The sequence below is a fragment of the Streptomyces roseirectus genome (genome assembly GCF_014489635.1).
GTDB classification, from domain to species: domain Bacteria; phylum Actinomycetota; class Actinomycetes; order Streptomycetales; family Streptomycetaceae; genus Streptomyces; species Streptomyces roseirectus.
Window position 1 is genome coordinate 2,132,819 of sequence record NZ_CP060828.1, and the last position, 23,756, is coordinate 2,156,574.

Annotated in this window: 22 protein-coding genes; 10 read left to right on the top strand and 12 right to left on the bottom strand. The window is 71.9% G+C overall.

Annotated features, from left to right (window positions below):
- Positions 1 to 54: 54 nt before the first annotated feature.
- Entirely contained in the window at positions 55 to 702 is a 648-nt protein-coding gene (locus IAG44_RS08750; RefSeq protein ID WP_187746561.1) for a ScbR family autoregulator-binding transcription factor, read from the top strand.
- A gap of 109 nt (positions 703 to 811) precedes the next feature.
- On the opposite strand, the gene IAG44_RS08755 is transcribed toward IAG44_RS08750, so the two are convergent.
- The gene (locus IAG44_RS08755; protein WP_187746562.1) at positions 812 to 2,602 is read right to left on the bottom strand and encodes a S8 family peptidase; all 1,791 of its coding nucleotides are present in this window, start codon (positions 2,600 to 2,602) and stop codon (positions 812 to 814) included.
- 379 nt (positions 2,603 to 2,981) lie between these two features.
- Here IAG44_RS08755 and IAG44_RS08760 point away from each other — a divergent pair, with 379 nt between their 5' ends.
- A complete protein-coding gene (locus IAG44_RS08760) occupies positions 2,982 to 3,848 on the top strand; it encodes a lytic polysaccharide monooxygenase auxiliary activity family 9 protein (protein ID WP_187746563.1) in 867 nt (288 codons plus the stop codon).
- Between the two features lie 19 nt (positions 3,849 to 3,867).
- Here the strand turns inward: IAG44_RS08760 and IAG44_RS08765 are convergent, their stop codons facing one another.
- Complete coding sequence (locus IAG44_RS08765) at positions 3,868 to 4,506, bottom strand: Tat pathway signal sequence domain protein (RefSeq protein ID WP_187746564.1); 639 nt, start codon at positions 4,504 to 4,506, stop codon at positions 3,868 to 3,870.
- A 553-nt stretch (positions 4,507 to 5,059) separates the two neighbouring features.
- Between IAG44_RS08765 and IAG44_RS08770 the strand changes: the two genes are divergently transcribed.
- Together IAG44_RS08770 and IAG44_RS08775 are read left to right on the top strand one after the other, a co-directional pair.
- Positions 5,060 to 5,734 (top strand): DUF6230 family protein, encoded by a 675-nt coding sequence (locus IAG44_RS08770; protein ID WP_187746565.1) that lies wholly within the window; start codon positions 5,060 to 5,062, stop codon positions 5,732 to 5,734.
- Between the two features lie 4 nt (positions 5,735 to 5,738).
- On the top strand, positions 5,739 to 6,260 hold the full coding sequence (locus IAG44_RS08775; RefSeq protein WP_187746566.1) for a DUF6114 domain-containing protein: 522 nt from the start codon (positions 5,739 to 5,741) through the stop codon (positions 6,258 to 6,260).
- A 104-nt stretch (positions 6,261 to 6,364) separates the two neighbouring features.
- Here the strand turns inward: IAG44_RS08775 and tatA are convergent, their stop codons facing one another.
- Positions 6,365 to 6,628 carry a Sec-independent protein translocase subunit TatA gene (tatA, locus tag IAG44_RS08780; RefSeq protein ID WP_187746567.1) on the bottom strand — a complete coding sequence of 88 codons (264 nt, stop codon included), beginning with the start codon at positions 6,626 to 6,628 and terminating at the stop codon, positions 6,365 to 6,367.
- A gap of 101 nt (positions 6,629 to 6,729) precedes the next feature.
- Here tatA and IAG44_RS08785 point away from each other — a divergent pair, with 101 nt between their 5' ends.
- Positions 6,730 to 8,325, top strand: a complete 1,596-nt coding sequence (locus IAG44_RS08785) for an LCP family protein (protein ID WP_187746568.1) — start codon at positions 6,730 to 6,732, stop codon at positions 8,323 to 8,325.
- Between the two features lie 27 nt (positions 8,326 to 8,352).
- Here IAG44_RS08785 and IAG44_RS08790 read toward each other — a convergent pair whose 3' ends face one another.
- The 5 genes from IAG44_RS08790 to IAG44_RS08810 all read right to left on the bottom strand — a co-directional run bounded on the left by IAG44_RS08790 (position 8,353) and on the right by IAG44_RS08810 (position 15,093).
- Positions 8,353 to 11,226, bottom strand: coding sequence for an HAD-IC family P-type ATPase (locus tag IAG44_RS08790; RefSeq protein ID WP_187746569.1), 2,874 nt, complete (start codon positions 11,224 to 11,226; stop codon positions 8,353 to 8,355).
- Complete coding sequence (locus IAG44_RS08795; protein ID WP_187746570.1) at positions 11,216 to 11,557, bottom strand: ArsR/SmtB family transcription factor; 342 nt, start codon at positions 11,555 to 11,557, stop codon at positions 11,216 to 11,218. Before IAG44_RS08795 ends, IAG44_RS08790 begins: the two co-directional genes overlap by 11 nt.
- Positions 11,558 to 11,667: 110 nt before the next feature.
- Entirely contained in the window at positions 11,668 to 12,090 is a 423-nt protein-coding gene (locus tag IAG44_RS08800; protein ID WP_187746571.1) for an ankyrin repeat domain-containing protein, read from the bottom strand.
- A 259-nt stretch (positions 12,091 to 12,349) separates the two neighbouring features.
- Complete coding sequence (locus tag IAG44_RS08805) at positions 12,350 to 14,134, bottom strand: aromatic amino acid ammonia-lyase (RefSeq protein ID WP_187746572.1); 1,785 nt, start codon at positions 14,132 to 14,134, stop codon at positions 12,350 to 12,352.
- Positions 14,135 to 14,139: 5 nt separating this feature from the next.
- Entirely contained in the window at positions 14,140 to 15,093 is a 954-nt protein-coding gene (locus tag IAG44_RS08810; RefSeq protein ID WP_187746573.1) for an ABC transporter substrate-binding protein, read from the bottom strand.
- A gap of 413 nt (positions 15,094 to 15,506) precedes the next feature.
- Here IAG44_RS08810 and IAG44_RS08815 point away from each other — a divergent pair, with 413 nt between their 5' ends.
- From IAG44_RS08815 to IAG44_RS08835, 5 genes are all read left to right on the top strand, one after another.
- Entirely contained in the window at positions 15,507 to 18,254 is a 2,748-nt protein-coding gene (locus IAG44_RS08815; RefSeq protein WP_187746574.1) for an ATP-binding protein, read from the top strand.
- Entirely contained in the window at positions 18,251 to 18,763 is a 513-nt protein-coding gene (locus IAG44_RS08820; protein WP_187746575.1) for a roadblock/LC7 domain-containing protein, read from the top strand. Before IAG44_RS08815 ends, IAG44_RS08820 begins: the two co-directional genes overlap by 4 nt.
- Positions 18,764 to 18,836: 73 nt before the next feature.
- On the top strand, positions 18,837 to 19,268 hold the full coding sequence (locus IAG44_RS08825; RefSeq protein ID WP_187746576.1) for a DUF742 domain-containing protein: 432 nt from the start codon (positions 18,837 to 18,839) through the stop codon (positions 19,266 to 19,268).
- The gene (locus IAG44_RS08830) at positions 19,255 to 19,854 is read left to right on the top strand and encodes a GTP-binding protein (protein WP_187746577.1); all 600 of its coding nucleotides are present in this window, start codon (positions 19,255 to 19,257) and stop codon (positions 19,852 to 19,854) included. Before IAG44_RS08825 ends, IAG44_RS08830 begins: the two co-directional genes overlap by 14 nt.
- Before the next feature lie 41 nt (positions 19,855 to 19,895).
- Positions 19,896 to 20,303 carry a RidA family protein gene (locus IAG44_RS08835; RefSeq protein ID WP_187746578.1) on the top strand — a complete coding sequence of 136 codons (408 nt, stop codon included), beginning with the start codon at positions 19,896 to 19,898 and terminating at the stop codon, positions 20,301 to 20,303.
- Positions 20,304 to 20,352: 49 nt separating this feature from the next.
- On the opposite strand, the gene IAG44_RS08840 is transcribed toward IAG44_RS08835, so the two are convergent.
- From IAG44_RS08840 to IAG44_RS08855, 4 genes are all read right to left on the bottom strand, one after another.
- Positions 20,353 to 21,021: an ABC transporter permease gene (locus tag IAG44_RS08840; RefSeq protein ID WP_187746579.1), complete on the bottom strand. Its 669-nt coding sequence runs from the start codon at positions 21,019 to 21,021 to the stop codon at positions 20,353 to 20,355.
- Positions 21,018 to 21,725, bottom strand: coding sequence for an ABC transporter permease (locus tag IAG44_RS08845; RefSeq protein ID WP_187746580.1), 708 nt, complete (start codon positions 21,723 to 21,725; stop codon positions 21,018 to 21,020). The genes IAG44_RS08840 and IAG44_RS08845 overlap by 4 nt, the downstream gene beginning before the upstream one ends.
- Positions 21,722 to 22,849, bottom strand: coding sequence for an ABC transporter ATP-binding protein (locus IAG44_RS08850; protein WP_187746581.1), 1,128 nt, complete (start codon positions 22,847 to 22,849; stop codon positions 21,722 to 21,724). The genes IAG44_RS08845 and IAG44_RS08850 overlap by 4 nt, the downstream gene beginning before the upstream one ends.
- A gap of 179 nt (positions 22,850 to 23,028) precedes the next feature.
- Positions 23,029 to 23,754: an FAD:protein FMN transferase gene (locus IAG44_RS08855; RefSeq protein ID WP_187746582.1), complete on the bottom strand. Its 726-nt coding sequence runs from the start codon at positions 23,752 to 23,754 to the stop codon at positions 23,029 to 23,031.
- Positions 23,755 to 23,756 lie beyond the last annotated feature (2 nt).

A 23,756-nucleotide genomic window follows, 5' to 3' on the forward strand; every position in this document is an offset into this window, starting at 1 on the left:
CGAACAGACACACGATCGCGGGATCGGCCAACTCGGTTCCGCGGAGGGGCTCTTATGGCTAAACAGGAGCGCGCCATCAGAACGCGCCAGGCCATCGTGGAAGCAGCCGGCGCGGTTTTCGACGAACACGGTTACACGTCCACCACCATCGCGATGGTCCTGGAACGCTCCGACGTCACCAAGGGCGCGCTGTACTTCCACTTCCCGTCCAAGGAGGCGCTGGCGCAGGCGGTGCTCAACGAGCAGGTGCCGTTCGGGATCGTCCCGCCGCAGGCGTGCAAGCTCCAGGAGATCGTCGACATGACGTTCGTGGTGGGCCAACGGCTGCTCACCAGCTCGTTGTTGCGGGGCAGCATCCGGCTGGCGGTGGATCAGGAGGCGCCGAGCCGGATCGACCACGGGGGGCCGTTTCGGCAGTGGTCGGAGCGCCTGGAGGAACTGCTCGAACTCGCGCGGGAGCGGGGCGAGTTGCTGCCGACGGTGCAGCCGCGTCAAACGGTGGAACTGCTCGTCGGCTGTTTCAGCGGGATCCAGTTGATGTCCCGGGCGCTGTCCGGGCGCGCGGATCTCGGTGAGCGGCTGTCCGTCCTGTGGGCGCACATCCTGCCGAGCATCGCCGTGCCGGGGCTGCTGCCCGCGCTGGACACCCGGGCGGACCGGGGCGTGCGGGTGCTGGCGTCGCCGGAGCGGGTCGCGTCGTAGAAACGTTTCCCGGGAGCACGAGAACGGCGGGCCGGCCGGTGTCCATCCACACCGGCCGGCCCGCCCGTTTCTGCGAACCGCGTTACATCTCAGCTGAGTTGACGGAGTGTCAGAAGGTCAGCTTCCAGCTGTTCAGCGTGCCCGCGTCCTGCGCCGCCGTGTCCTGGACGCGCAGCTTCCAGGTGCCGTTGGCGGTCTCGCTGGAGGCGTCGACGGTGTAGGTGGTGTCGATGTTGTCCGTCGAGTCCGAGGAGCTGGACTTCAGGCGGTACGCCGTGCCGTCGGGCGCGACCAGGTCGATGACGAGGTCACCGACGTAGGGGTGCGTGATGTTCACGCCGACCTGGAGCGCGGCGGGCGCGTTGCCGGTGCGGCCGGTGACGGAGATCGAGGACTCGATGGCCGGGGCGTTGTCCGGGACGGCGGTGGCCGTCGTGTTGGTGAACACCGCGCCGGTCGTGCCGCCGCCCGTGCCGCTCACCGCGGCGACGGTCTTGGCGGCGTCCGCGAGGCCCGCGCCGCAGCCGCCCGAGCAGGCGCCCGGCAGGGCACGGGCGTTGGTCTTGATGGCCGACTCGATCTGGGCCGGGGTCAGCGCCGGGTTGGCCGACTTCAGCAGCGCGGCGAGGCCCGCGACGTGCGGGGTGGCCATGCTGGTGCCCTGGTAGTAGGCGTAGTTCTCGCCGACCGGGGTCTTGGTGCCGGAGTTCAGCGTGGAGAGGATGCCGTTCGCGGTCGCGGTGCGGGTCTCGCCGCCCGGCGCCGCGATGTCCACCTGGGAACCGAAGTTGGAGTACGACGCCTTGGCGCCGGCGCGGTTGGTCGCGGCGACCGAGATGACGTTGTTGCAGTTGCCCGGGTTGTGGTTCGCGACGTTCTCGTTGTCGTTGCCCGAGGCCACGACGACCGTCGTGCCCCGGCCCACGGCCGCGTTGATCGCGCTCTGGGTCGCCGTCGAGCAGGCGCCGTCGCCGCCGAGGCTCATGTTGATGACCTTGGCGACGTTCGTGTTGGCCGGCACGCCGGAGACGGTGCCGCCGGAGGCCCAGGTGATCGCGTCGATGATGTCGGAGTCGTAGCCGCCGCACTTGCCGAGCACGCGCAGCGGGGAGATCTTCGCGCCGTGCGCGATACCGGCGATGCCCTTGCCGTTGTTGGTGACGGCGGCGATCGTGCCGGCCACGTGGGTGCCGTGCCAGGAGGAGGTGGAGGCCGGGATGCCCGAGCCGCACTCGTTGGCGTTGTACCAGTCGCCCGGGTCGGCCGGGTTGTTGTCACGGCCGTTGCCGTCGACGGAGACGGCGGTGTCGGCGATGAAGTCGTAGCCGGCGACGATGTTCGCGGCCAGGTCGGAGTGCGCGACGTAGCCGGTGTCGATGACGGCGACGGTGACGCCGGAGCCGGTCGTGGTGTTCCAGGCGCCCGGCACGTTCATGCCGGCCGTCGTCTCGAACAGGTCCCACTGCTTGGCGTACTCGGTGTCGTTGGGGTCGGCCTGCGGCTGGTTCAGGCGGTCCGGGACGACGAAGGCGACGGACGGGTCGGCCTTGTACTTGGCGACGACGTCGGCGACGTCGCCCTTGTCGGCGCCGCCGAGGTCGACCAGGGCCGCGCCGGTGCCGAGGCGGCGCTCGAAGTCGACGTCCGCGCCCTTGGCGGCGGCGTCGGCCTCGGCGGCCTTGTTCGAGGTGGCCTCGTCCGCACCGGACTTGTAGCCGACGATGAGGCGTTCGGCGGTGACGCCGGGGGCGGCCTCGGTCTGCGCGGCGGGGACGGCCGGCAGCGCGGCGGTGTCCTGGGCGGGCGCGGCGACGGCGGGGAGGGCCGTGCCCGTGAGCAGGGCGGCGGAGACGGCGGCGACGGATATCAGCTTCCGTCGCAGAGCGGGCGAAGTGCGCAAAGGGGTGCCTTTCGGAGCCGGCTCCGGGCAGGGCGGAGCGGCGGTCGATTTCGCTTCGGCGTCGAAGCGGCGGGGGGTGTATCGAGTGGGCGCGCGGTGGCGGGCCAGGCGGGGTGACCGACCGGTTTCGGGGTTACCTATGGGTCGGCCGTGGTGGAACGATAGGCAAAGAGAAGGTCATCCGGATACAGGGGAAACCCTCGATCCGACGACAAGAACCCCATGTCAGGGGGTGGTTCGGGAGGAGATGCCCGACTTGAGTCATGCCCATGGCAAATCAACGGAAAGTGTTTTCCGGGGCGATGCGGCATACCTCTGAACGCGGAGGCGGGCGCGGCCGTACATGCCCGGTGCAGCCGTATCGGAGGAGGCTCCCCTCATGTCCCGTCACCGTCTGGTCCCCCTCGCGGCGGCCGTGCTCGGCACCCTGGTCGCCACCACCGGCCCCGCCGCCGCGCACGGCGCCCCGACGAACCCGGTGAGCCGGGTCTTCGCCTGCTCCCCCGACGGCGGCGCGAACGCGGACACGGCGGCCTGCCGGGCGGCGGTGCGGGCGAACGGCACGTCCTTCGCTGCCTGGGACAACCTGCGCGTCGCGGACGTGAACGGGCGCGACCGGGAGACGGTCCCGGACGGCGAGCTGTGCAGCGGAGGTCTGGCCGCGTACCGGGGGCTCGACCTGGCGCGCGCGGACTGGCCGGCGACCCGGCTCGCACCGGGCGGGACGCTGCGGATGACGTACGTCTCGACGATCCCGCACACCGGGTCCTTCGAGCTGTACCTGACGAAACCTGGGTACGACCCCGCGAAGCCGCTCACCTGGTCCGACCTGCCGGCCCGCCCCTTCGCCGTCGCCACCGACCCCCGACTCACCGACGGCGCCTACCGGTTCACCGCGAAGCTGCCCGCCGACCGCACGGGACGGCAGGTGCTCTACACGATCTGGCGGAACACGAGCACGGCGGACACGTACTACTCGTGCTCGGACGTGGTGTTCCCGGAGACACCCCGCGAGGCGAAGCCGGCCAGAACACCTGAGGCCAAGACGTCAGAGGCCAAAACACCGGAGGCCCGGGCGCCCGAGATACAGGAGCCCAAGTCGCCTGAACCGACGCCGAGTTCAACACCTCTGTCCGTGTCGGCCCCGGCAGAGCGCGGCCTCTCCCCCATGCTGGCGGGCGGCGCCGCGGCCGTGCTGGTGCTGGCCGGTGGCGCCGCCCTGTTCACGCGGCTGAGGCGTCGCTGAACGCCCCGGTCGGGTCAGGTCAGTTGACCGTCACCGGGTTCGCGCCGTCCGACACCGGGGCGTACTTCGCGGTGAAGTAGCCGGCGGAGAAGCAGAGGGACGAGCCGGAGGTGCGGGTGAACGCCTGGCTGGTGAAGTTGATGCTGTTGTCGGTGTTGCTGGTGGTGCCGGTCAGGCTCGGGCCCTGGTAGACGCAGGTGATGCTGCCGAGCAGGGTGCGCAGGACGATCGTGGTCTGGATGGTGCCGCCGCTCGGCGGGTTCACCGAGAGGGCGCCGCCGGAGGCCGCGGTGACCGTGTAGGGCAGGTTGTTGACGGTGATGCTGGTGACGCCCGTGACACCGAGGACGTTCGCGGTGCAGTTGCCGAAGGTGTGCGAGTTCAGCGTCTCGGTGGCGGTGCCCGGCGCGGTCGGGTTGTCGGTGACGGTGGCGTTGAAGCCCGAGGTCGCGCAGGAGATGCCGCTGGTGCCGGTCGCGCTGGAGTAGAACGTGGCGGCGGTGCCACTGGCCAGCGACGCGGTCAGGACGGTGCCGGCGGCGACGTTCTCGCCGTTCACGGTCAGGACCGCGTCGCCCGCGGCGGAGGCCGGGGAGATGGCCGGGAGGGTGAGGGCGGCGGCGGCGCCGACGACGGCGAAGAGGGAGCGAGCGCGCATGTGCGGGTGCCTCTTTCTTTTCAGGGGGGGGGTGCAGGAGACGCCCGTGGGCACGGGGTCTCAAGGGGGGTGTGGTGCCAAGGGGGCGTCGACGCCAGGCCAGGTGAGCGGACACGGGCGGAGGTGCCCGCCCCTGGTGAGGGCGGGCACGTCCGGTGCGGAAGGTCCGGGAGCGCGACAGACGTCGCGCTGCGGATCCGGCGCCACGGATCCGGGCTGAGCCAGGCAGAGTTGTAGACCTGATGCTCAGTCAACGTCAAGGACTCTGACCGAAGTTGATGAAGTGACGGGTCCTCAGAAATGAAGTGCTGTCAGCCGCGCACCACAGGTAGCGCCATGATCCATCGCTGGCGCACAATGAACACCCTTTTTCCACATCTCCCTTGACCCGTCCTTGTAACCATCGGTAACTTCCTGGCTTGGCTACTGCCGCGTAACGAGAAAGTCCGTACGACTTCCGGGAGTTGTGGGGAGCGTGCACGGCAGCCGCTGTCCGCGCCAGGACAACGCGCCACAAAGCAACCTGCATGTACTAATGCCCATGGGAGCAGACATGGCCTCGTCCCCGGACGTCACACCGTCCGCCGACAACACACCCGGGAGTCCGGGTAGCGGCACCACTCCAAGACGCGGCAGGGTCCGCGGCCGTCGGGCCGCCGTGCTGGCGGTGCCCGCCACGCTCGCCGCCGCGACCCTCGCCGTCCTGACCGCCGAGGGCATCCTCGGCGTCCAGTTCGCGATCTCCGGCATGCCGTTCGTCGTCAAGGCGGACAAGCTGGAGGGCGTCGGTTTCGAACAGTACGGCTCGCTCGACCACATGATCCCGAACAGCCCGAACGAGGGCGACACGGGCGGTCAGGTCCTCGTCGTGACCTCGGTCATCGGCAAGGGCAAGCTGACCAACATGTGCCAGTCCGTCGACCTCGGCGGCATCCAGCTCATCCTGACCGCCGGCAACAAGGGCACCAAGGTCGAGGTGGAGAACCTGGCGATCGACTCGGACGAGATCATGGGTAACGCCTCGTTCAACGACATCGAGATCGGCCGCGACTCCAGCACCTTCGACCGGGTCCCGGGCTACAAGGGATCGCCGGGCGTCTACGGCCAGCAGGCGCGCACGGTCACGATCGACAACCTGTACCAGCGCAACTACGCGGCGACCGCGGCCGTCTTCAAACTGCCCGACCTGCGGATGAAGTTCTCCACCAGCGGATGCCCGGGGACGTGATCCAGTGAACCGACCCGAACCGCCGGCCGTACCCGAGCCCGGGGCGGCCGCGTCCGCCGAGCCGACGGCACCCGCCCAGGCGGGTCCGAAGGCGTCGGCGCGGCAGCGTTTCCGTCAGTGGCGAGGCCGCCGGCCGTTCGTGGGCGGGGCACTCCTCACCTTCGGCGGCGTCGAGATCCTTGTCACCATGAAGGCGCCGCTGGGTGTGATCCTGCACATCGGCATGCAGGGGCTGGCGGGGTATCTCCTGCCGTCGCTGATGATCGTGTGCGGTCTGCTGATCCTGTTCAACCCGGCACAGCGGCTGTTCTACTCGATCACCGCCGTGCTGCTCTCCCTGGGCACCTGGGTGACCTCCAACATCGGAGGGTTCATGGTCGGCCTGCTGTGCGGGCTGATCGGCAGCAGCATGGCCTTCGGCTGGCTGCCCGACCAGGAGCCGCGCCGCACCCGGCGGCAGCGGCGCGAGGAGTCCCGTTCGGCGGCGGAGGCGCTGCTCCCCAAGGGGGCCGGGGAACCCGCCTGACCCCGTCGCCGCGACCAACTCCTGCGCACAGCACGACACCGGCCGGTGCGGCCCGCTGCCACGCACAGCGGACCGCACCGGCCCCACTCGTCCTACGGGGGCGCTCAGGCCGTGGGCTGCGCCCGCACCGACTCCGCCGCGGTCGTCACGGCCGTCGGCTCGACCGGCTTCGTCTGGGGGACGGTGGACTCGGCCACCACCGGCTCGGCCGCACCCTCCTCCTTCATCGCCTTCGCCTCGCTCTTGAGGATGCGCATCGACTTGCCGAGGGCACGGGCGGTGTCGGGCAGCTTCTTCGAGCCGAAGAGCACGATGACGACGATCGCCACGATCAACAGGTGCCAGGGTTCCAGTCCGTTGCGGAGCATGACCTGATCTCTCTTTCGTCGAGCCTAGTCGGAGTCGCACCCCGGAAGGTTGCTACATTGCGCAACTATATAACCTAGGGCGAGACACAGCGAGGGCGCCGATGACCGTCACCAGCAGCCACAGCGCGACACCGCCACGCCACCGGACCGGCGGCGGCCGGTCGGCGCCGCCTGAGCGGGACCGCAAGGGGCGGGGCCGGAGGGAGCGGAGCCAGAGGGAGCGGGGTCAGAAGGAGCAGGGCCGGGGGCGTCGCCGCGGTGCCCAGCGCACCCCGCGGGCCCGCCGGCTCCGGGTGGGCCTCGCCCTCGCGCTGTCCCTGCTGGTGCTGCTCGGCGCGGGCGCGGGCTGGCTGTACCTCAAGCTCGACGGCGACATCACCACCTTCGACGCCGGGGGCCTCTCCGAGCAGCGGCCCGCGGACACGGCGGGCGAGAACGTGCTGGTCATCGGGTCGGACGCGCGCACCGACGGGAACGCGGCGTTCGGTGGCGGCGACAAGAACGACATCGGGCGCTCCGACACGACGTTCCTTCTCCACGTCTACGCCGACCACCAGCACGCGCTCGCGGTCTCCATCCCCCGCGACACGCTGGTGACCATCCCGCCGTGCAAGCTGCCCGACGGGACGTGGTCGGCGGAGCAGCGGAACACGATGTTCAACGCGGCGTTCTCCATGGGGCAGACGGACAAAGGCAACCCCGCCTGCACCCAGAACACCGTCGAGAAGCTGACCGGGATGCGGATCGACCACACGGTCGTCGTCGACTTCAAGGGGTTCGCGGCGCTGACCGACGTCGTCGGCGGGGTGGACGTCTGTCTGCCCAACGACATCTACCAGAAGGACCTCAGCCCCGGCCGGGCCACGCGCGGCGACCTGCTCTTCAAGCAGGGCGAGCAGAAGGTCTCCGGGCAGAAGGCGCTGGACTACGTGCGCATCCGGCACGGGATCGGCGACGGCTCCGACATAGGCCGGATCAAACGCCAACAGGCGTTCGTGGCCAGCCTGTTGAAGCAGATCAAGGAGAAGGGCCTGTCCCCCACCAACCTCCTGCCGCTCGCCGAGGCCGCCACCAAGTCGCTCACCGTCGACCCCGGCCTCGGCTCCGCCGACAAGCTGATCTCCTTCGCCATGTCCCTCAAGGACGTCGACCTCCACAACACCAAGTTCGTGACCGTGCCCTGGCGTTACGAGGGCGCCCGGGTCGCGATCGTCGAACCGGACGCGTCCGCCCTGTGGTCGGCCCTGCGCGAGGACCGCACGATCGACGGCAAGAACGCGGGCGGCAAGCACACGGGCGGCGACAAGAGCCCAACCCCGGCCCCAACTCCCGTCTCCGGCGCGGGCATCGACGTCGCCGTCTACAACGGCACCACGACCCCCGGCCTGGCCGCCAAGGGCGCCGCCAAACTCACCGCCGCCGGCTTCACCGTCACCGGCACGGCGACCGCCGCCAGCCAGTCCCACACGACGACGGTGGTCCAGTACGGCCCGGGGCTGGAGAAGAGCGCGCGGACGCTGGCCGCCGCCTTCCCCGGCGCCCGGTTGGAGCCCATCTCCGGCGCGGCCCTGAACGTCGTCCTCGGCGACGACTACGCGACCACCGCCTCCCCCGCCCCGTCCACCGTCCCCACCCAGGTATCGGCGGACGCCCGCTCGGCCGACGACAACCCGTGCTCCAACCTGACGTACGGCTGAGGCCCACCGGACGGGGTCACCCCGCCCCTACCTCCGCACCAGTACCCGCAGCGCCACCCCGTACAGCACCAGCACCGCCCCCAGCAGGAGGTAGTACGGCAGGGGTAGACCCGTCATACCGAGGGTGGTGCCGAGGGGGCTCGGCGGGGCCAGGAGGCCGACGGTGACGAGGGCGAGGGCGGCCCAGCCGACGGGGCCGGGGCGGCGGGCCCCGCGTACGGCGTGCCGGCCGGTGCGCAGGAGGACCATCACGAGGGCCTGGGTGAGAAGGTTCTCGGTGAACCAGGCGGAGTGGAACAGCGCTTCGTCGTCGACCTCGTCAGGACCGCGCAGCGCGAACGCCAGGATGCCGAACGTCGTGAGGTCGGCGACCGCGTTGAGCGCGCCGAAGCCGGTGATCAGCGCGAGGAAGGAACGGGGGCGCAGGACGGTCGGGCGGCGCAGCACCGCCGCCGAGGGGCGGTCGTACGCGAAGGCGAGCTGCGCCGCGTCGAAGCACAGGTTCTGCGCGAGGACCTGTGCCGGCAGCATCGGCAGGAACGGCAGCAGCAGGCCCGCCGAGAGCATCGCGAGGACGTTCCCGAGGTTCGAGGAGAGCGTGACCCTCAGGTACGACGCGATGTTGCCGCTGCTGTACCGCCCGGCGGTGACCGCGTGCCCGACCGCCGTCAGCTCCTTCTCCCCCAGGACGACGTCCGCACTCTCCCGCGCCACCGCGCACGCCGACCTCGGCGCGATCCCCACATCCGCCGCCCGCAGCGCGGGCGCGTCATTGACCCCGTCCCCGAGAAACCCGACGGTGTGCCCGGCGGCCCGCAGGGACGCGACGACGCGAGCCTTGTCCTCGGGGGTGCAACGGGCGTAGACGGTGGCGTCGGGGACGGCGCCCGCGACACGACCGGCACCTTCGGGGACGTGCCCCGCGACACCTGCGGCCCCTTCAGCCCCGTTGCCCGCGACTCCTCCGGCCCCTTGAGCCTCGTCGCCGGAGCGGTCGGGCCTGGCGCCGGAGCCCTCAGCCCCGTCACCCGAGCCCCCGGCCCCGTCGCCGGAGTTGTCGGCCCCGTCCCCCGCCCCCAGCACCACCGGCTCCCCCGGCTCCAGCCCCAGCTCCCGGCACACCCTCGCCGCGGTGCCGGGTGCGTCGCCCGTGAGGACCCGCACCGACACTCCCCGCGCCGCGAGCCCCCGCAGGGCCTCCGCCGCGCTGGGTGCGAGGTCGTCGCGGAAGGCGACGAGACCGCGGAAGGTCAGCCCGCGTTCGTCGGCCGGGGTGTAGGGCCGGGTCCGGGCGGTCCGTTCGGCCGTGGCGACCGCGAGGAGCCGCAGCCCGTCGTCCGCCTCGGCCGCGGCGAGCTTGCGCAGCCGGTCCCGTTCGGACGGCGCGAGGGCGCAGCGGTCGAGGACGTCGTCCACCGCGCCCTTGGTGATCAGCAGGTGCGTGCCGACTCGGCGCCCGCGCACGACGGCGGTCGCGAGCCGGCGGGACGGGTCGAAGGGGATCGCGTCGACCCCGTCGTACTCCTCCCCCGCCGCCCCCTCGGCGTCGAGCAGCGCCTCGTCGAGCGCGTCCGGCGCGGGCAGGTCGGCGAGGTGGAGGGTCCACCACGCCTGGACGGCGGCCCAGCGCACGACGTCCGCGTCGTCGCCCCCGTCGGGCCCGATGCCGCGTGCGAGGACCGGACGGTCCTGGGTGAGCGTGCCGGTCTTGTCGACGCACAGGACGTCGATCGCGCCGAGGTCGTGCAGCGCGGGGAGGCGTCGGACGATCACGTTGTGGGCGCGCGCCAGCAGGGTCGCCCCGCGTGCGAGACACGTCGTGACGATCACCGGCAGCATCTCGGGCGTCAGCCCCACCGCGACGGCGACCGCGAACGGCAGCGTCTCCAGGCCCCGGTCCCGCAGCGCCGCGTTCGCCATCAGCACCAGCGGCGGCGTCAGCAGCATGAACCGGATCAGCACCCACGAGATCCCGTGCACCGACCGGTCGAACGCACTCCCCGCAGGCCGCACCGGCGGCCCCTGCACAGCCGCGAACCTGGTCCCCGCCCCCGTCCCCACCACCACAGCACTCGCGGTCCCGGAGACGACGTCACTGCCCTGAAAACAGAGGTGGGGGACGTCGAAGGGGGCTGCCCCGGGCCCACCGGAAAGCGAGCCCGGCGTACGGGAAGCCGCGCCCCCGGAGACCTCACCACCGCCAGTCTCACCCTCGCGCACCGGCCCTGCCCCGCCGGGGCCCACGCCCTCGGGAACCAACCCCGGATCCTCAGCACGCCCGCCCCCGGCGGACACCCCCACCGCACCGAAACGCCCGCCCCCGGCAAGCACCCCCACCCCCTCCGCCCATTTCCCCACCGGCGCCGACTCCCCCGTCAGCGCCGCCTGGCGCACCGTGAGCCCGCGGGCCCGCAGCAGCCGCACGTCGGCCGGGACGAGGTCTCCCGGCCCCAGCCGGATCACATCGCCGGGGACGAGTTCGGTGGCCGGGATCTCGCGGGTGCGCGGCTCGGCGTCGGGGCCGGGGCGGCGGACGACCGTGGCCGTGCCGGCGACGAGGTCGCGCAGGGCGGCCACGGACCGGTCGGCGCGGCGTTCGCCGGCGGCGCGCAGGACGCAGCTGACGGCGACGAGCGCGAGGATGACGGTCGCGGTGCCCCAGGAGGAGACGAGCGCGGAGACGAGGCCGAGGCAGAGGAGGACGCAGGTGAAGGGGTCACGGACGCCGGTGAGCAGGAGGCGCGGCCAGGCGACGGAGGTGGTCTCGGGAAGCGTGTTCTCCCCGTGCTCCGCGAGCCGGACGGCGGCCTCGTCCTCGGTCAGCCCCTTGGGCCGGCTCCCGAGCCGCCGCAGGGTCTCCAGGGCGCTGTCGTCGGCCTGCGGGCCCCGCTCAGAGGCCACGGAGGCGGGGCACCGGCACCTCGGCCCCGGCGGCCCGTTCGCTCAGCCGCCCGAGGACCAGCCGCACGACCTCGACGACGTCGGCGTCGTCCACGAAGTACACCTGCCGGCGCCCCTCGCGCCGCGACCGCACGAGCCCCGCGAGCTTCAGCTTGGTCAGGTGCTGGCTGACGGCGGGCAACGCCCCGCCGACCCGCTCGGCCAGCCCCGTCACGTCGCTCTCGCCCTGCGCCAGCGCCCACACGATGTGCAGCCGCGCCGGCGACGCCAGCAGCCCGAAGTTCTCGGCGGCCTGCGCGAGCACGTCACTCGACGGGTCCTCGAACGCCACGGTTGCCGACCTCCTGAGCGCGGACGTACTGCTGACACGGATCGTCCCAGTTTACGGGCGCACCAGGCCGAAGCACGCGGACGTGAACACTCCCGCCCCGAGCACCGGCATCAGCGACGACACGGACTCGCCGCCACGAGCACGGCGACCGTCTCCTCGTACGCCCCCTGCCGGGCCCACTCCAACGGCGTGAGGCCCGTGCCGTGGTCCTCACGGAGGGCGGGGTCGGCGCCGTGTGCGAGAAGGGCGCGGACGGTGGCGGTGTGGCCCCAGCAGGCGGCGGCACACAGGGGTGTGCCTTCGGCGCCCTCGCCCGCGCTCTCGGCGTTCGGCGGGGCTCCCGCGGCGAGGAGATGGCGGACGGCTTCGGCGTTGCCGTGGACGGAGGCGGCGTAGAGGGGGGTGGTGCCGTAGCGGTCGGGGATCGTGGGGTCGGCGCCGGCGCGCAGGAGGGCGGCGACTTCGGTGCCGGTGTCGCTCAGGGCGGCGGCCATGAGGCGAGCGGTGAGCTTCTTCTGGCGTCTTCTGTTCATCGGGGCGAGGTTAGGGGGCGGGTTCCGGATGGGCTTCCGGTTTTTCGGGTGTGAGCGGGTGTCCGTGAACAGCAGAAAACCCGCCCCATCGGGACGGGTTTTCCTTTTGAGCGCTGGGCAAGCCTTGCACCTGCATCTCCCCGCAGGAAGCGGGACGTCTTTCCTTGGACCACCAACGCGTGTTCTGTTCCGCCTTGTTGGGGCGGCCAGTTCGTGGTTGAAGCTTACCGCACGTCGAGGGGTGGTCGGCGCGTCGGGTTCACAACTGGGCCAGGGTCGGGAGGAGTTCGGTGGCGGTGGCGATGTCGGCGGTGAGGGGGCGGTCGTCCGTGCCGGTGGGGAGGGCGGCGGAGGCGGTGGTGAAGGCGGGAGTGGGCGGCTGGGTGGGCCGGAGGCGAAGTGCCCTGACGGCGCTGACGAGTTCGCAGGCGAGGAGTGTCGCGTAGGCGTCGGCGGCCCGCAGGGACTGGCGTGCGGCCTGGCCCGCGAAGCTGGCGGCCTCCTCAAGGCCGAGGGAGACCACGGCGTGCCCCGAGGACGCGGGCACCGCCTGTGAACGCACCTCCGCGAGCGCGGAGTTGGCCGTGTACTCCAGGATCATCGTCCCCGAACTGCTCGCCGGCCCGTCCGCCAGGAACGGCGCGAGGCCGGTGAGTTCGGGGTGGCCGAGCGCGGAGAGGCGGGCGGTGGAGAGCTGGGCCGTCTTCAGCAGGGCGAGGTTCAGCCCGTCCAGCGCGAGCGCGAGCGGCGCCGCGAAGAACCCGCCGTGGTGGTAGGCGGTGCCCTCGTCGACGTCCACCAGGGGGTTCTCGGAAGGGCAGTTGACCTCGACCTCCACCACCTCCCGCAACCGGTCGGCGGCATCCAGCGCACACCCGTGCACCTGCGGAAACGCCCGGAACCCGTACGGGTCCTGCACCCGCCGCGCGGCCACGGTCGGCATCCGGCCCCACCCCAACAACCGCCGCACCTCCCCCGCGACACGCGCGGCACCGGCATAGGGCCGCAACGCGTGCACAGGTTGCGCGTACGCCTCCCCGGACCCGGAGACCGCCGCGAGGGACAGCGCGGCGACGACATGAGTGGCCCGCAGCAACACATCCACCCCGTCCCAGGCCAGCGCGGCCTGCGCGAGGGCAAGGGCGTTACTGCTCAACAGGGCGAGGGCATCGCCGGGTTGGAGGATGACGGGGGCAGGATGCGCACCGAACGCCCCGGCACCGGACACGCCGCCCCCGAACGCCCCACCACCGGACACGCCGCCATCACACGCCCCACCACCGGACACTCCGGCACCGGAAGCCTCGGCAGCAGACACCTCGTCGCCGCACGCCCCGCCACCGGACATCCCGGCACCAGACGCCCCAGCAGCGGACGCCCCGCCACCGCACGTCCCGCCACCGGACACCCCGCCGGACGCCATGTCACCGGGCGCCCCGTTACCGCACGCCCCGCCACCGGCTACCTCGCCACCGAACGCTCCGGCACCGGACCCCCCGTCGCCCAACCCACCCCCGATCCACGGTCGTTCCCCGATCAGCGTCAACCCCGTCTGGGCCAGTGCCGTCAGATCCCCGGTGCCGAGCCCCCCGTACTCGTTCACGGCGGGGTGGACCCCGAGGCGCAGGGCGTCGATCAAAGCGTCGATGATCGCGGGCTGGATCCCCGCGCCCCCGGCGAGGAGTTGGTTGGCGCGTACGGCGAGCATCGCGCGGACCTGCCGGGAAGGCAGCAGCGCGCCCGCGCCCCCGGCGTGGCTGCGCAGGAGGCGGAGGCTGTGGGCGTGCTCGTCGTCGGCGTCGACGGTGACCGAGCGGTTCGCGCCGACGCCGGTGCCGCGCCCGTACAGCCGTCCGGAGGCGGCGAGTTGACGGGCCGTCAGCTGGGAGAGGGCGGCGCGTTCGCGGGCCGCGGGGTCGGCGGCGGGGACCGCCTCGCCGTCCGCGAGGGCGGTCAGCTCACCGAGGGTGAGGGCGGATCCGGTGAGGATGACCCGGGTGTCCGTACCGCGCGCGGACACCCGGGGTGCGTCGGTGGTGCTCAACGGGTTCAGTCCAGGCCGACGGACTTCAGCCACGCCTTGGCGACGTCCAGCGGGTCCTTGTTCTCCAGCTGGACCTGCGCGTCGAGGTCGAGCAGCGTCTTCGTGTCGAGCTTCGCGGAGACCGCGTTGAGGGCGGCGACCCCGTCGGCGGAGAGGGCTTCCTTGTAGACGAGCGGGGTGACGTTCGCGAAGCCGAAGAGGTTCTTCGGGTCCTGGAGGACGACGAACTTCTCCTTGAGGATGGTCGGGTCGGTCGTGAAGATGTCCGCCGCCTGCACGGTGTTCTTCTTCAGCGCCGCCTGCGTGAGCGGACCACCGGCGTCGAGCGCCTTGAACGACTTGAACGTCAGCCCGTACTCGGACTCCAGGCCGAGCATGCCCTGGTGGCGCGTCTGGAACTCGGGCGAGCCGCCGAGGACCAGCTCGGGTGCGATGTCCTTGAGGTCGGCGAGCGTGGACGACGCCGTCAGGTTGTACTTCTTCGCGGTCTCCGCGTTGATCGTGACGGAGTCCTTGTCCTCGGCCGGCGAGGATTCGAGCAGCGTCAGCTTGGGGTCGAGCTTGGCCTTGGCCGTCGCGTTGACGGTCTCCAGCGAGGTCTGCGGCGCCTTGGCGTCGAGGTAGGCGAGCAGCGAGCCGTTGTACTCGGGCAGGACGGTGATGGAACCGTTCTTGAGGAGCCCGTAGGTCGTCTCGCGGCTGCCGATGTTGGGCTTGTAGGAGACCTTGATGCCCTTGGCCTTGAGCGCTTCGCCGTAGATGTCGGCGAGGAGGGTGCTCTCGGCGAAGTTGTTCGACCCCACGACGACCGTCTTGCCGTCCGAACCGCCCCCGTCGAGGGGGTTGCTGCCGGTGTCGTCGGAGCTGCAGCCCGCCAGCAGGACCGTCGCCGCGGCGAGGACCGCCGCCGCGCCGGTGTTGCGACGGATGGCTCTGCGGGGGTGTGCGGTAGAAGTCACGGTTCCCGTTTCCGACTTGGGGGGAGGAGGCTGATGCGCCTGAGAGTCCGTAGACACAGACTCCGGAGGTCCCTCGATCCAATCCAGCGGCTTCTTGGACAGTCAAGAGGAGTTGTGTAAACGGTTGGCGTCGATTTCGGCAGCTCCCCTTCCCGTTCCGCTTACGCACGTGGCCGATTGTGGTCGGCGTCGCTTCGTAATGGATTCTTGACCCAGGGCGATGTGCCTGTCCGTTCGGGGAAGCGATAGCCTCGCCGCAGTCGGATCCGATCACTCACCGGTACGGATCGGCGGCCGACCCATCAAGTCCGGGCAGCACCAGAAGCGGAACGGGCGACCGATCGGAACCGGCCATCGTCAGGCCATCCCGTGCGCGAGGCGCGCGGCGCACCACCCGCCCTGAAGGAGGCCCGGTGTCCACGAACGAGGCGGACGCCCCCGCCCGGTCGGCACCCGCCCGCGTCCGCCGCGGGCTGCGCGGACTCACCGACCGGTGGCCCTTCCAGCGCAAGCTGAACGTCCTGGTGGGCGTGCCGCTCGCGGTCATCGCCGTCCTGCTGACGTACGTCATCACCGACCTGCTCCAGGAGTCGAGCCGGGCCGAGGACGCCGCCCAACTGGTGCGCGACAGCTCCGAGGTGGCGCAGTTGGTCTCGCTGGTGGAGGCCGAGCACCAGCAGGCGATCCTGCTGTCGGTGCGCCACGAGGCGTCCTTCGACGGCGGCACCCCCTCCACCGACCCCTACCGGGTCGCCCAGGTGAAGGTCGACGAGCAGGTGCGCAAGGTGCGCGACTCCTTCGGCGGCCGGCTCCCGGCAGGCGAGGCGCAGGCGCTGCGCGAGGTCGAGGGCCTGGCGGGGCTGCGGACGACGATCGAGCAGGGCTACCTGCCCGCCGACAACATCGACCCGGCGTACACCGGCGCGGCCCGCGGCCTCATCGACGGCCTCGGCCTGGACCGCAACTCGGCGCTGGCGACGACGTTCACCGGCAACCTGCTGGACTCCCTGCTGCGGGCCGACGCCGCGCACGGCGCCTTCGAGACCGGCGTGTTCTCGGCGCTGACCGGCGACAGCAACGCACTCATCGAGTTCACCGGCGCGGTCGGCGCCTACGAGCTCTACACGTACCAGGCCCAGCGGTTCAGCCGGTTCGCGAGCGCCGACCAGGCCGACCGCCTCGGCGGCGTCGAGCACAACGCGGCGCAGGCCGTGATCGACCAGCACTACGCCGAACTCTCCGTCGACCCCAGCGCGTTGCAGTCGACGACGACCGAGCAGATCCGCACCTCGCTGCGCCAGGCGCTGGCCGCGTACGGCGACTACCAGCAGCAGGCCGAGAACCGGCTGAAGATCACCGACTCGCTGATCGGCGAGATCGCCGACCGCGCGGACGACGCGGCGAGCAGCGCCCGCTGGCGCGTCACCCTGCTGCTGAACCTGGCGATCGTCGGGTTCGTCCTGTGGATCGCGTTCTCGGTGCTGGTGCGCCGCTCGGTCGTGCGCCCGGTGCTCGCGCTGACCGGCGCCGCGCGCGAGGTCGCCGACGTCGCCGGGCGCGAACTCGCGCGGGTCGCCGACGACGACGCGGAGGAGACCGGCTCGCCGAGGCTGCGCGAACTGCCGGTCACCGCGGACGACGAGATCGGGGAGCTGGCCGAGGCGTTCAACAACGTCCAGACGACAGCGGCGGCGCTCCTTGAACGCCAGGTGCTGAGCCGGCGCAACGTCGCCGAGATGTTCGGCAACGTGGGGCGCCGCGTCAGCAACTTGACGACCCGTCAGCTCACGCTGATCGACGCCGTGGAGCGCGGCGAGACCGACCCGGCGCTCCTTGAACGCCTCTACTCCATCGACCACATCGCCGTCCGCCTGCGCCGCAACGCCGACAGCCTGATGCTGCTCGCCGGGATCCGCGAGACGGTCCTCGACTCGGGGCCGACCGCGCTCACCAACGTCGTGCGGGCCGCGCTCGGGCAGATCGAGGGGTACCAGCGGGTCGAGCTGCGGGCCGCGTCCGAGGTGATGGTCGAGCCGGACATCATCGGCGACCTCACGCTGATGGTGGCCGAACTCCTGGAGAACGCCGTGTCGTTCTCGCCGGCCGACTCCCCCGTCGAGGTCGGGGTGCGTTCGCACGCCGAGGGCGCCTCCATCACCGTCGTCGACCACGGGCTCGGCATGAGCGCCGAGCGGCTGGCCGAGGAGAACGCGCGGCTGGTGCGGCGCGAACGGCTCGATCTGGTGCCGACGAAGGTGCTCGGCCTCTTCGTCGTCGGCGCGCTCGCCCGGCGCTGGGAGATCGAGGTCACGCTCTCCCGCACGCCGGGGGGCGGGCTGACCGCCGAGGTGTCCCTGCCGTCGGCCCTGCTGCTGACGCTGAGCGGCCAGGAGCCGGGCCTCGCGGAGACGGTGGTGCGCAAGTCGGCGGTTTCCGCCGGGAGCTTCGGGGCAGACGCCCGGACGTCGGCGACGGTGAGCACGGAGAGGTCTGTGGGCGAGGACGGCGGAGCGAGCGGGGAACGGCCTTCCACCGCACGGCACTTCACCGACGCCGGCACACCCCGGACGGCCGATGCCGCGGACACCGGCACGCCCCGGACGGCCGACGCCGACATGCCCCGGACGCCCGATGCCACCGACTCCCCGGCGCCCGCCGGGAGTTCACGCCCTGATCCGGCCGATAACCCCGCGCCCGGCGGGAGTTCACGCCCCGAGCCCGCCGACACCCTCCCGCGCCGGCCCCCCGCCGACGACCCCGCCCCCTTCATCCCCCGGGCCCGCTCCGAGGAGCGTCCCGAGGCCGGCCCGCGCCCCCTCAAGCGCCGGGTCCGCGGCGCGACCCTGCGCACGACGGTGGACGCCGCCGCGCAGCAGGCCGCCCGCACCGCCTCACGCCCCGCCGACGCGGACGCCGTCCGGGACGCGCTGGACGAGTTCGAGGAGGCGGTCGCCCGCGCGAACGCCGACACGGCGGAGCACCCGGCGGGCCCCTTCACCGAGGCGGCCCCCTTCACCGGAGCGGGCCCCGGCGGCGAGAATGTCCAGGACACCACGCAGAACACGCTTGCGCACGACGACGTGCACAGCCGTCGACCCCCCACCGACGACCGGAACCCCACGCACCACCAGAACCACCTTCCGGAAGGAGCCGAGCAGTGAGCACGTCGACAGGTGACACCCCCGCGGGTGAGGCCACGCCGACCGATCTGCGGGCCGCCGCAGCCGATTTCACCTGGCTGCTCAACCGTTTCGCCACCGAGACCGCGGGCGTCGTCGACGCCATCGCCGTGTCCTCGGACGGACTGCTGATAGCCGTCTCGGAGCTGCGTGAACACGCGGACTCCGAACGGCTCGCGGCGATCGTCTCCGGCATCACCTCGCTCGCCGCCGGGGCCTCCGGCAACTACGGCCTGGGCGGGCTGAACAAGGTCATCATCGATCTGGAGGGCGGGCACGTGCTGGTCTCCTCGATCGGCAGCGGCGCCGTCCTCGGCGTCGTCACCGACAAGGAGGCGAAGCTCGGCAACATCGCCTACGAGATGACCGTGTTCGCCAACCGGGCGGGCTCCGCGCTCAGTCCGCAGCTGGTGCTGGAGCTGAAGAACACCGTGGGCGCCGCCAAGCAGAGCCAGCAGGACCGCCACCGTCACCAGAGCAGGACACGCTGACCGGCGGTCACCTCTGAAGAGCTGACGAAGAGCCGGCGAAGAGCCGACGAGCTGACGAGAAGAGCAGGCGAAGATGGCGGACGGGCGCACCCCGCAGGGCGCCGGCGAGGACGACGCGCCCGCGCGCGTGCCCTCCGCCGTCCGGCCCTTCCTGGTCACCGCCGGGCGGGTGGCCGGTTCGGCGGCCTCCGGGCGTCCGATGCCGGTCGAGACCCAGGTGGTGGCGACGGCGGACGGGCTCGGTGTGCTGGACCGGCTCTCCTTCGAACAGCACGACATCGTCGCCGCGTGCCGGCGTCCGCAGTCCATCGCGGAGATCGCCGCGCGGCTGCGGCTGCATCTCAACGTGGTGCGGGTCCTCGCCGAGGATCTGCGCGCGGCCGGGCACCTGACGGTGCACGTGCCCGACTCCGGCGCGATCCACGACGCGTCCGTCCTGCGCAGGGTTATCGATGGCCTGCGGGCCATCCCCGACTCCCGGGGGGTACTCCGTGACTCCGACTGAACCGTTCACCGGCGCCGGCGCCGCGGTGGCCGCCGAACGGCCGCCGCTGCCGGTCAAGCTGGTGATCGCGGGCGGCTTCGGGGTGGGCAAGACCACCGCCGTCGGTTCGATCTCCGAGATCGAACCGCTCACCACCGAGGCGGCGATCACCGAAGTCGCGGCGGGTGTCGACGACCTGTCGCACACGCCGCGCAAGACCACGACCACGGTCGCGATGGACTTCGGCTGCATCACCATCGACCCGACGCTGAAGCTCTACCTGTTCGGCACGCCGGGCCAGGAGCGCTTCGGCTTCATGTGGGACGACATCGTCGAAGGCGCCGTCGGCGGCCTCGTCATCGTCGACACCCGCCGCCTCGACGACTGCTACGCCGCCGTCGACTACTTCGAGCACCGCCGGATCCCCTTCGCGGTGGCCATCAACGCCTTCGACGGCAAGGTGGAACACACCCTGGACGAGGTCCGCTGGGCCCTCGACGTCACCGACGGCGTCCCGCTGCTGGTGTTCGACGCCCGCGAACGGGGCTCTGTCCGGGACGCGTTGCTGGTGGTCCTGGAACAGGCGCTGGCCCGCACAGGGGGCTGACGGCGTGAAATACCCGGGCGGGACGCGGAGTTGACCCTGTCATGAGCAACGACGCCCGTACGATCACCAACCCGCCCGCGCTCCACGACCCGACCCCGCTCGTCTACAGCCATGTCGTCTCGGCGCCCGGCGACCTCGTCTTCGTCTCCGGCCAGTACGCCTCCGACGCGACCGGCGCCCCGGTGCCCGGCGACTTCGCCGCCCAGGTGGAACTCGCCTTCGACCACCTGGGAGAGGCGTTGGCGGCGGTCGGCCTCGGCTTCGAACACGTCGTGAGACTGGGCACGTTCGTCGTCGACCACGACGCCGAGAAGCTGGACGTCCTCGGCAAGGCGCTGCCCGCCCGGTTCGGGAACCGCTTCCCGGCGCAGACCCTGAGCGGGGTCGCCTCGCTCGCGCTGCCGGGGATGCTGTTCGAGGTGGACGCCATCGCCGTCCGGCCGGTCTGAGAAAACACAGAGGGCGGTACCCCCTCGGAGGGGGTACCGCCCTCTGTCGTCACGCGCTCCTGCGCACCCCCGGCGACACCGCGAGGCGGGCCACCGCCCAGAACAGGCCCAGCGTGGCGAGGGCCATGAAGGCGACCAGGGTGGCGCCGCCGACGACCTTCTCGTAGTCGTGCTGGTAGAGGCCGTCGATGATGAAGCGGCCGAGCCCGCCGAGGCCGACGTAGGCGGCGATCGTGGCGGTGGACACGATCTGGATGGCGGCGGAGCGGATGCCGCCGAGGATCAGGGCGAGGGCCACCGGGAGCTCCACCCGGAACAGGATGTCCGTCTCCCGCATGCCCATGCCCCGGGCGGCGTCCACGGGCGCCGGGTCGACCGAGCGCATCGCCTCGTAGGTGGTGACGAGGATCGGCGGGACGGCGAGGACGACGAGCGGGATCATCACCGGCAGCATGCCGAACCCGAGGATCATCGTGGCGAGGACGAGGAGCCCGAACGTGGGCAGCGCACGCGCGGCCGTCGCGACGAACGCGAGGGCGTTGCCGCCGCGCCCGTAGTGCCCGGTGACCAGTCCGATCGGCAGCCCGATGACGGTGGCGAGGGCCAGCGCCTCCAGGGAGTACTGGACGTGCTCCCACAGCCGCGCCGGGATCCCCGCGTACCCGCTCCAGTTGGCGTCGTTGTCGAAGAAGGCGTTGATGTAGTGCAGGACGTTCACCGGACGGCGTCCTCCAGTGCGGCGGGGACCGCCTCGGGCCTGGGCCGGCGGGCGCGCGCCCGGGGCATCCACGGCGTGAGCAGCGTGCGCAGCCCGACCAGCAGCGCGTCCACGACGACCGCGAGGGCCGCCGAGGTCAGCACCGAGTTCCAGGCCAGCTCGGGGCGGTTGTAGATGTTCGCGTCGTGCAGCAGGTTGCCCAGCGCCCCCTGGTTGCCGATCAGCGTGCCGACGCTGACCAGCGAGATGCTGGAGGCGACGGCGACCCGGAGGCCGGCGATGATCGCGGGCACGGCGATCGGCAACTGCACCTGGACGTACCGGCGTACGGGCCCGAAGCCCATCGCGGTCGCGGCCGCGAGGGTTTCCTGCGGCACGGACCGCACCGCGTCGACGATCGCCGGGACGAGCACGACGAGGCTGTAGACCGTCAGCGGGATCATCACGGTCAGCTCGGTCATGCCGGTGTAGTCGATGAGGACGACGAAGAAGGCGAGCGAGGGGATCGCGTACAGCACGGTCGTCACCCAGAGCACGGGCGGGTAGAGCCACTTGAGCCGTACGCAGAGCTGGCCGAGCGGCAGTGCGATGACGAGCCCGGCGAGGACGGGGAGCAGCGCCTCGCGCAGGTGCAGCCCGATGAGGCCGAGCCAGCTGTGCTGGAGGTCGCTGGGGATGTCGAAGAAGCCGTCGAAGTAGCTCACCGCAGGACCTTCGGCTGTGGGGACGCGCTCTCCTCGTGGGCGCCGCGGATGGCCTGGGCGATGGCCTGCTGCGAGACGACTCCGGCGGCCCGCCCCTCCGCGTCCACGCCGACCGCCCATCCGCTCGGCGAGAGGACGGCGCAGTCGAGCGCGGCCCGCAGCGAGTCCCGTCCGGCGGCGAACGGGCGCCCGCAGGACAGGAGTTGACCCGGTTCGATCTCCCCCGCGGTCAGCCGGTCCGGCTCGCTCCAGCCGAGCGGCCTGCCGTCGAGGTCGGTCACGAGCAGGTACGGGAGGTCCGCGCGCGCCGCGAGCTGTTCGGCGCCGGCGTCGATCGCGACGACCGCCTCGGTCGTCAACTCCAGCCCGTCGGACGGGAAGAAGGAGAGCCGGCGGATACCGCGGTCCGCGCCGAGGAAGTCCTCGACGAACGCGTCGGCGGGCCGCGACAGCAGCTCGGCCGGCGGTGCGAACTGGGCGAGCTTGCCGCCGGTGCGCAGTACGGCGACCATCGTGCCGAGCTTCACGGCTTCGTCGATGTCGTGCGTGACGAAGACGATGGTCTTGCCCAACTCGTCCTGGATGCGCAGGAGTTCGTCCTGGAGTCCCTTGCGGACGACGGGGTCGACGGCGGAGAACGGCTCGTCCATCAGCAGGACGGGCGGGTCGGCGGCGAGCGCGCGGGCCACGCCGACGCGCTGCTGCTGGCCGCCGGAGAGCTGGTAGGGGTAGCGCTTCGCGAGCGCCGCGTCGAGGCCGACGCGCCCCATCAACTCCCGTGCGCGGTCCCGCGCTTCGGCCTTGCCGGTGCCCAGCAGGCGGGGCACGGTGGCGATGTTGTCGAGGATGGTGCGGTGCTGGAAGAGCCCGGCGTTCTGGATGACGTAACCCATGCCCCGGCGCAGGGTGTTGACCGGCTGCTTGCGGGTGTCGACGCCGTCGATGGTGATCATGCCCTCGCTGGGCTCGACCATCCGGTTGATCATCCGGAGGGTGGTGGTCTTGCCGCAGCCCGAGGGACCGACCAGGACGGTGATCGCGCGGTCCGGTATCTCCAGGGAGAGCCGGTCGACCGCCACCGTGCCGTCCGGGTACCGCTTGGTGACTGAATCTATCCGTATCAAAACGCCGAACACCCTTCGGGTCTGGCCGATTCCGCCCGTGATCGGCCGCGTTCTCGGCCGTTGCGGGGAGAGTGTAGACCGCTTGTGTTGCATCTCTTCAACGGGTGCACGGTCTGAATTTCGCCATTCGAGACGGACGTCGACGACCACCCCTGAGCGCCTGCCCGCAGGCGCCGGTGTCACACCTGTGCGATCGGCACCCCGTCCGTCCGCAGCACTCCCCCGCCCGCCACCACCGCGAACACCTCGCACCCCGTCCGCCCGGCGGCCCACTCGACGCCGTCGCGTCCCATGGCGAAGGCGGCGGTGGCGACCGTGTCGGCCAGGGTGAGGGTGGGCGCGACGATGGTGAGGCTGTCGAGGCCGGTCGCCGCGAGACCCGTGCGCCCGTCGATGATGTGGTCGCCGCGCTCGTACCGCGCGGACGTCGCGACGGCCCCGTCGGCGACCTCCAGCACGGCGCACACCTGATCGGCGAACTCCGGGTGGCGCACCCCCACCCGCCAGGGCCCGCCGGCGACGACGACGTCGCCCCCGGCGTTGAGGCAGAACCGCCGCACGCCGGCCCCCGTCAGCAGGTCGGCCGCGCGCTGCACGGACCAGCCCTTGACGACGGCGCAGGGGTCGAAGTCCCGGCCGGGCAGCCGGACGTCGAACGCCCCGCCGGTCGCGGCCCGGTACTCCTCGCACAACCCCAGCACCTCGACGAGGTCGGCGCTCAGCTCGCCGTCCGGCAGTTCGCCGCGCCCGTAGCGCGAGACCTCGCTGCCGGGCTTGAACGGGCTGAACCGCTCGTCGACCTCGCGCAGCCAGCCGAAGACGGCGTCGCCGATCCCCTCGGGGACGGTGTCGTCGTCGATCCTCAGCGAGACCGGGAACCCCATGACGTGCTCGACACGGTGCACGG

Bases quoted from the DNA above. Each gene is read 5' to 3' on its own strand.
- IAG44_RS08765 (WP_187746564.1), bottom strand. From the start codon at position 4,506: ATGCGCGCTCGCTCCCTCTTCGCCGTCGTCGGCGCCGCCGCCGCCCTC.
- IAG44_RS08750 (WP_187746561.1), top strand. From the start codon at position 55: ATGGCTAAACAGGAGCGCGCCATCAGAACGCGCCAGGCCATCGTGGAA.
- IAG44_RS08785 (WP_187746568.1), top strand. From the start codon at position 6,730: ATGACCGTCACCAGCAGCCACAGCGCGACACCGCCACGCCACCGGACC.
- tatA (WP_187746567.1), bottom strand. From the start codon at position 6,628: ATGCTCCGCAACGGACTGGAACCCTGGCACCTGTTGATCGTGGCGATC.
- IAG44_RS08835 (WP_187746578.1), top strand. From the start codon at position 19,896: ATGAGCAACGACGCCCGTACGATCACCAACCCGCCCGCGCTCCACGAC.
- IAG44_RS08825 (WP_187746576.1), top strand. From the start codon at position 18,837: ATGGCGGACGGGCGCACCCCGCAGGGCGCCGGCGAGGACGACGCGCCC.
- IAG44_RS08800 (WP_187746571.1), bottom strand. From the start codon at position 12,090: ATGAACAGAAGACGCCAGAAGAAGCTCACCGCTCGCCTCATGGCCGCC.
- IAG44_RS08760 (WP_187746563.1), top strand. From the start codon at position 2,982: ATGTCCCGTCACCGTCTGGTCCCCCTCGCGGCGGCCGTGCTCGGCACC.
- IAG44_RS08770 (WP_187746565.1), top strand. From the start codon at position 5,060: ATGGCCTCGTCCCCGGACGTCACACCGTCCGCCGACAACACACCCGGG.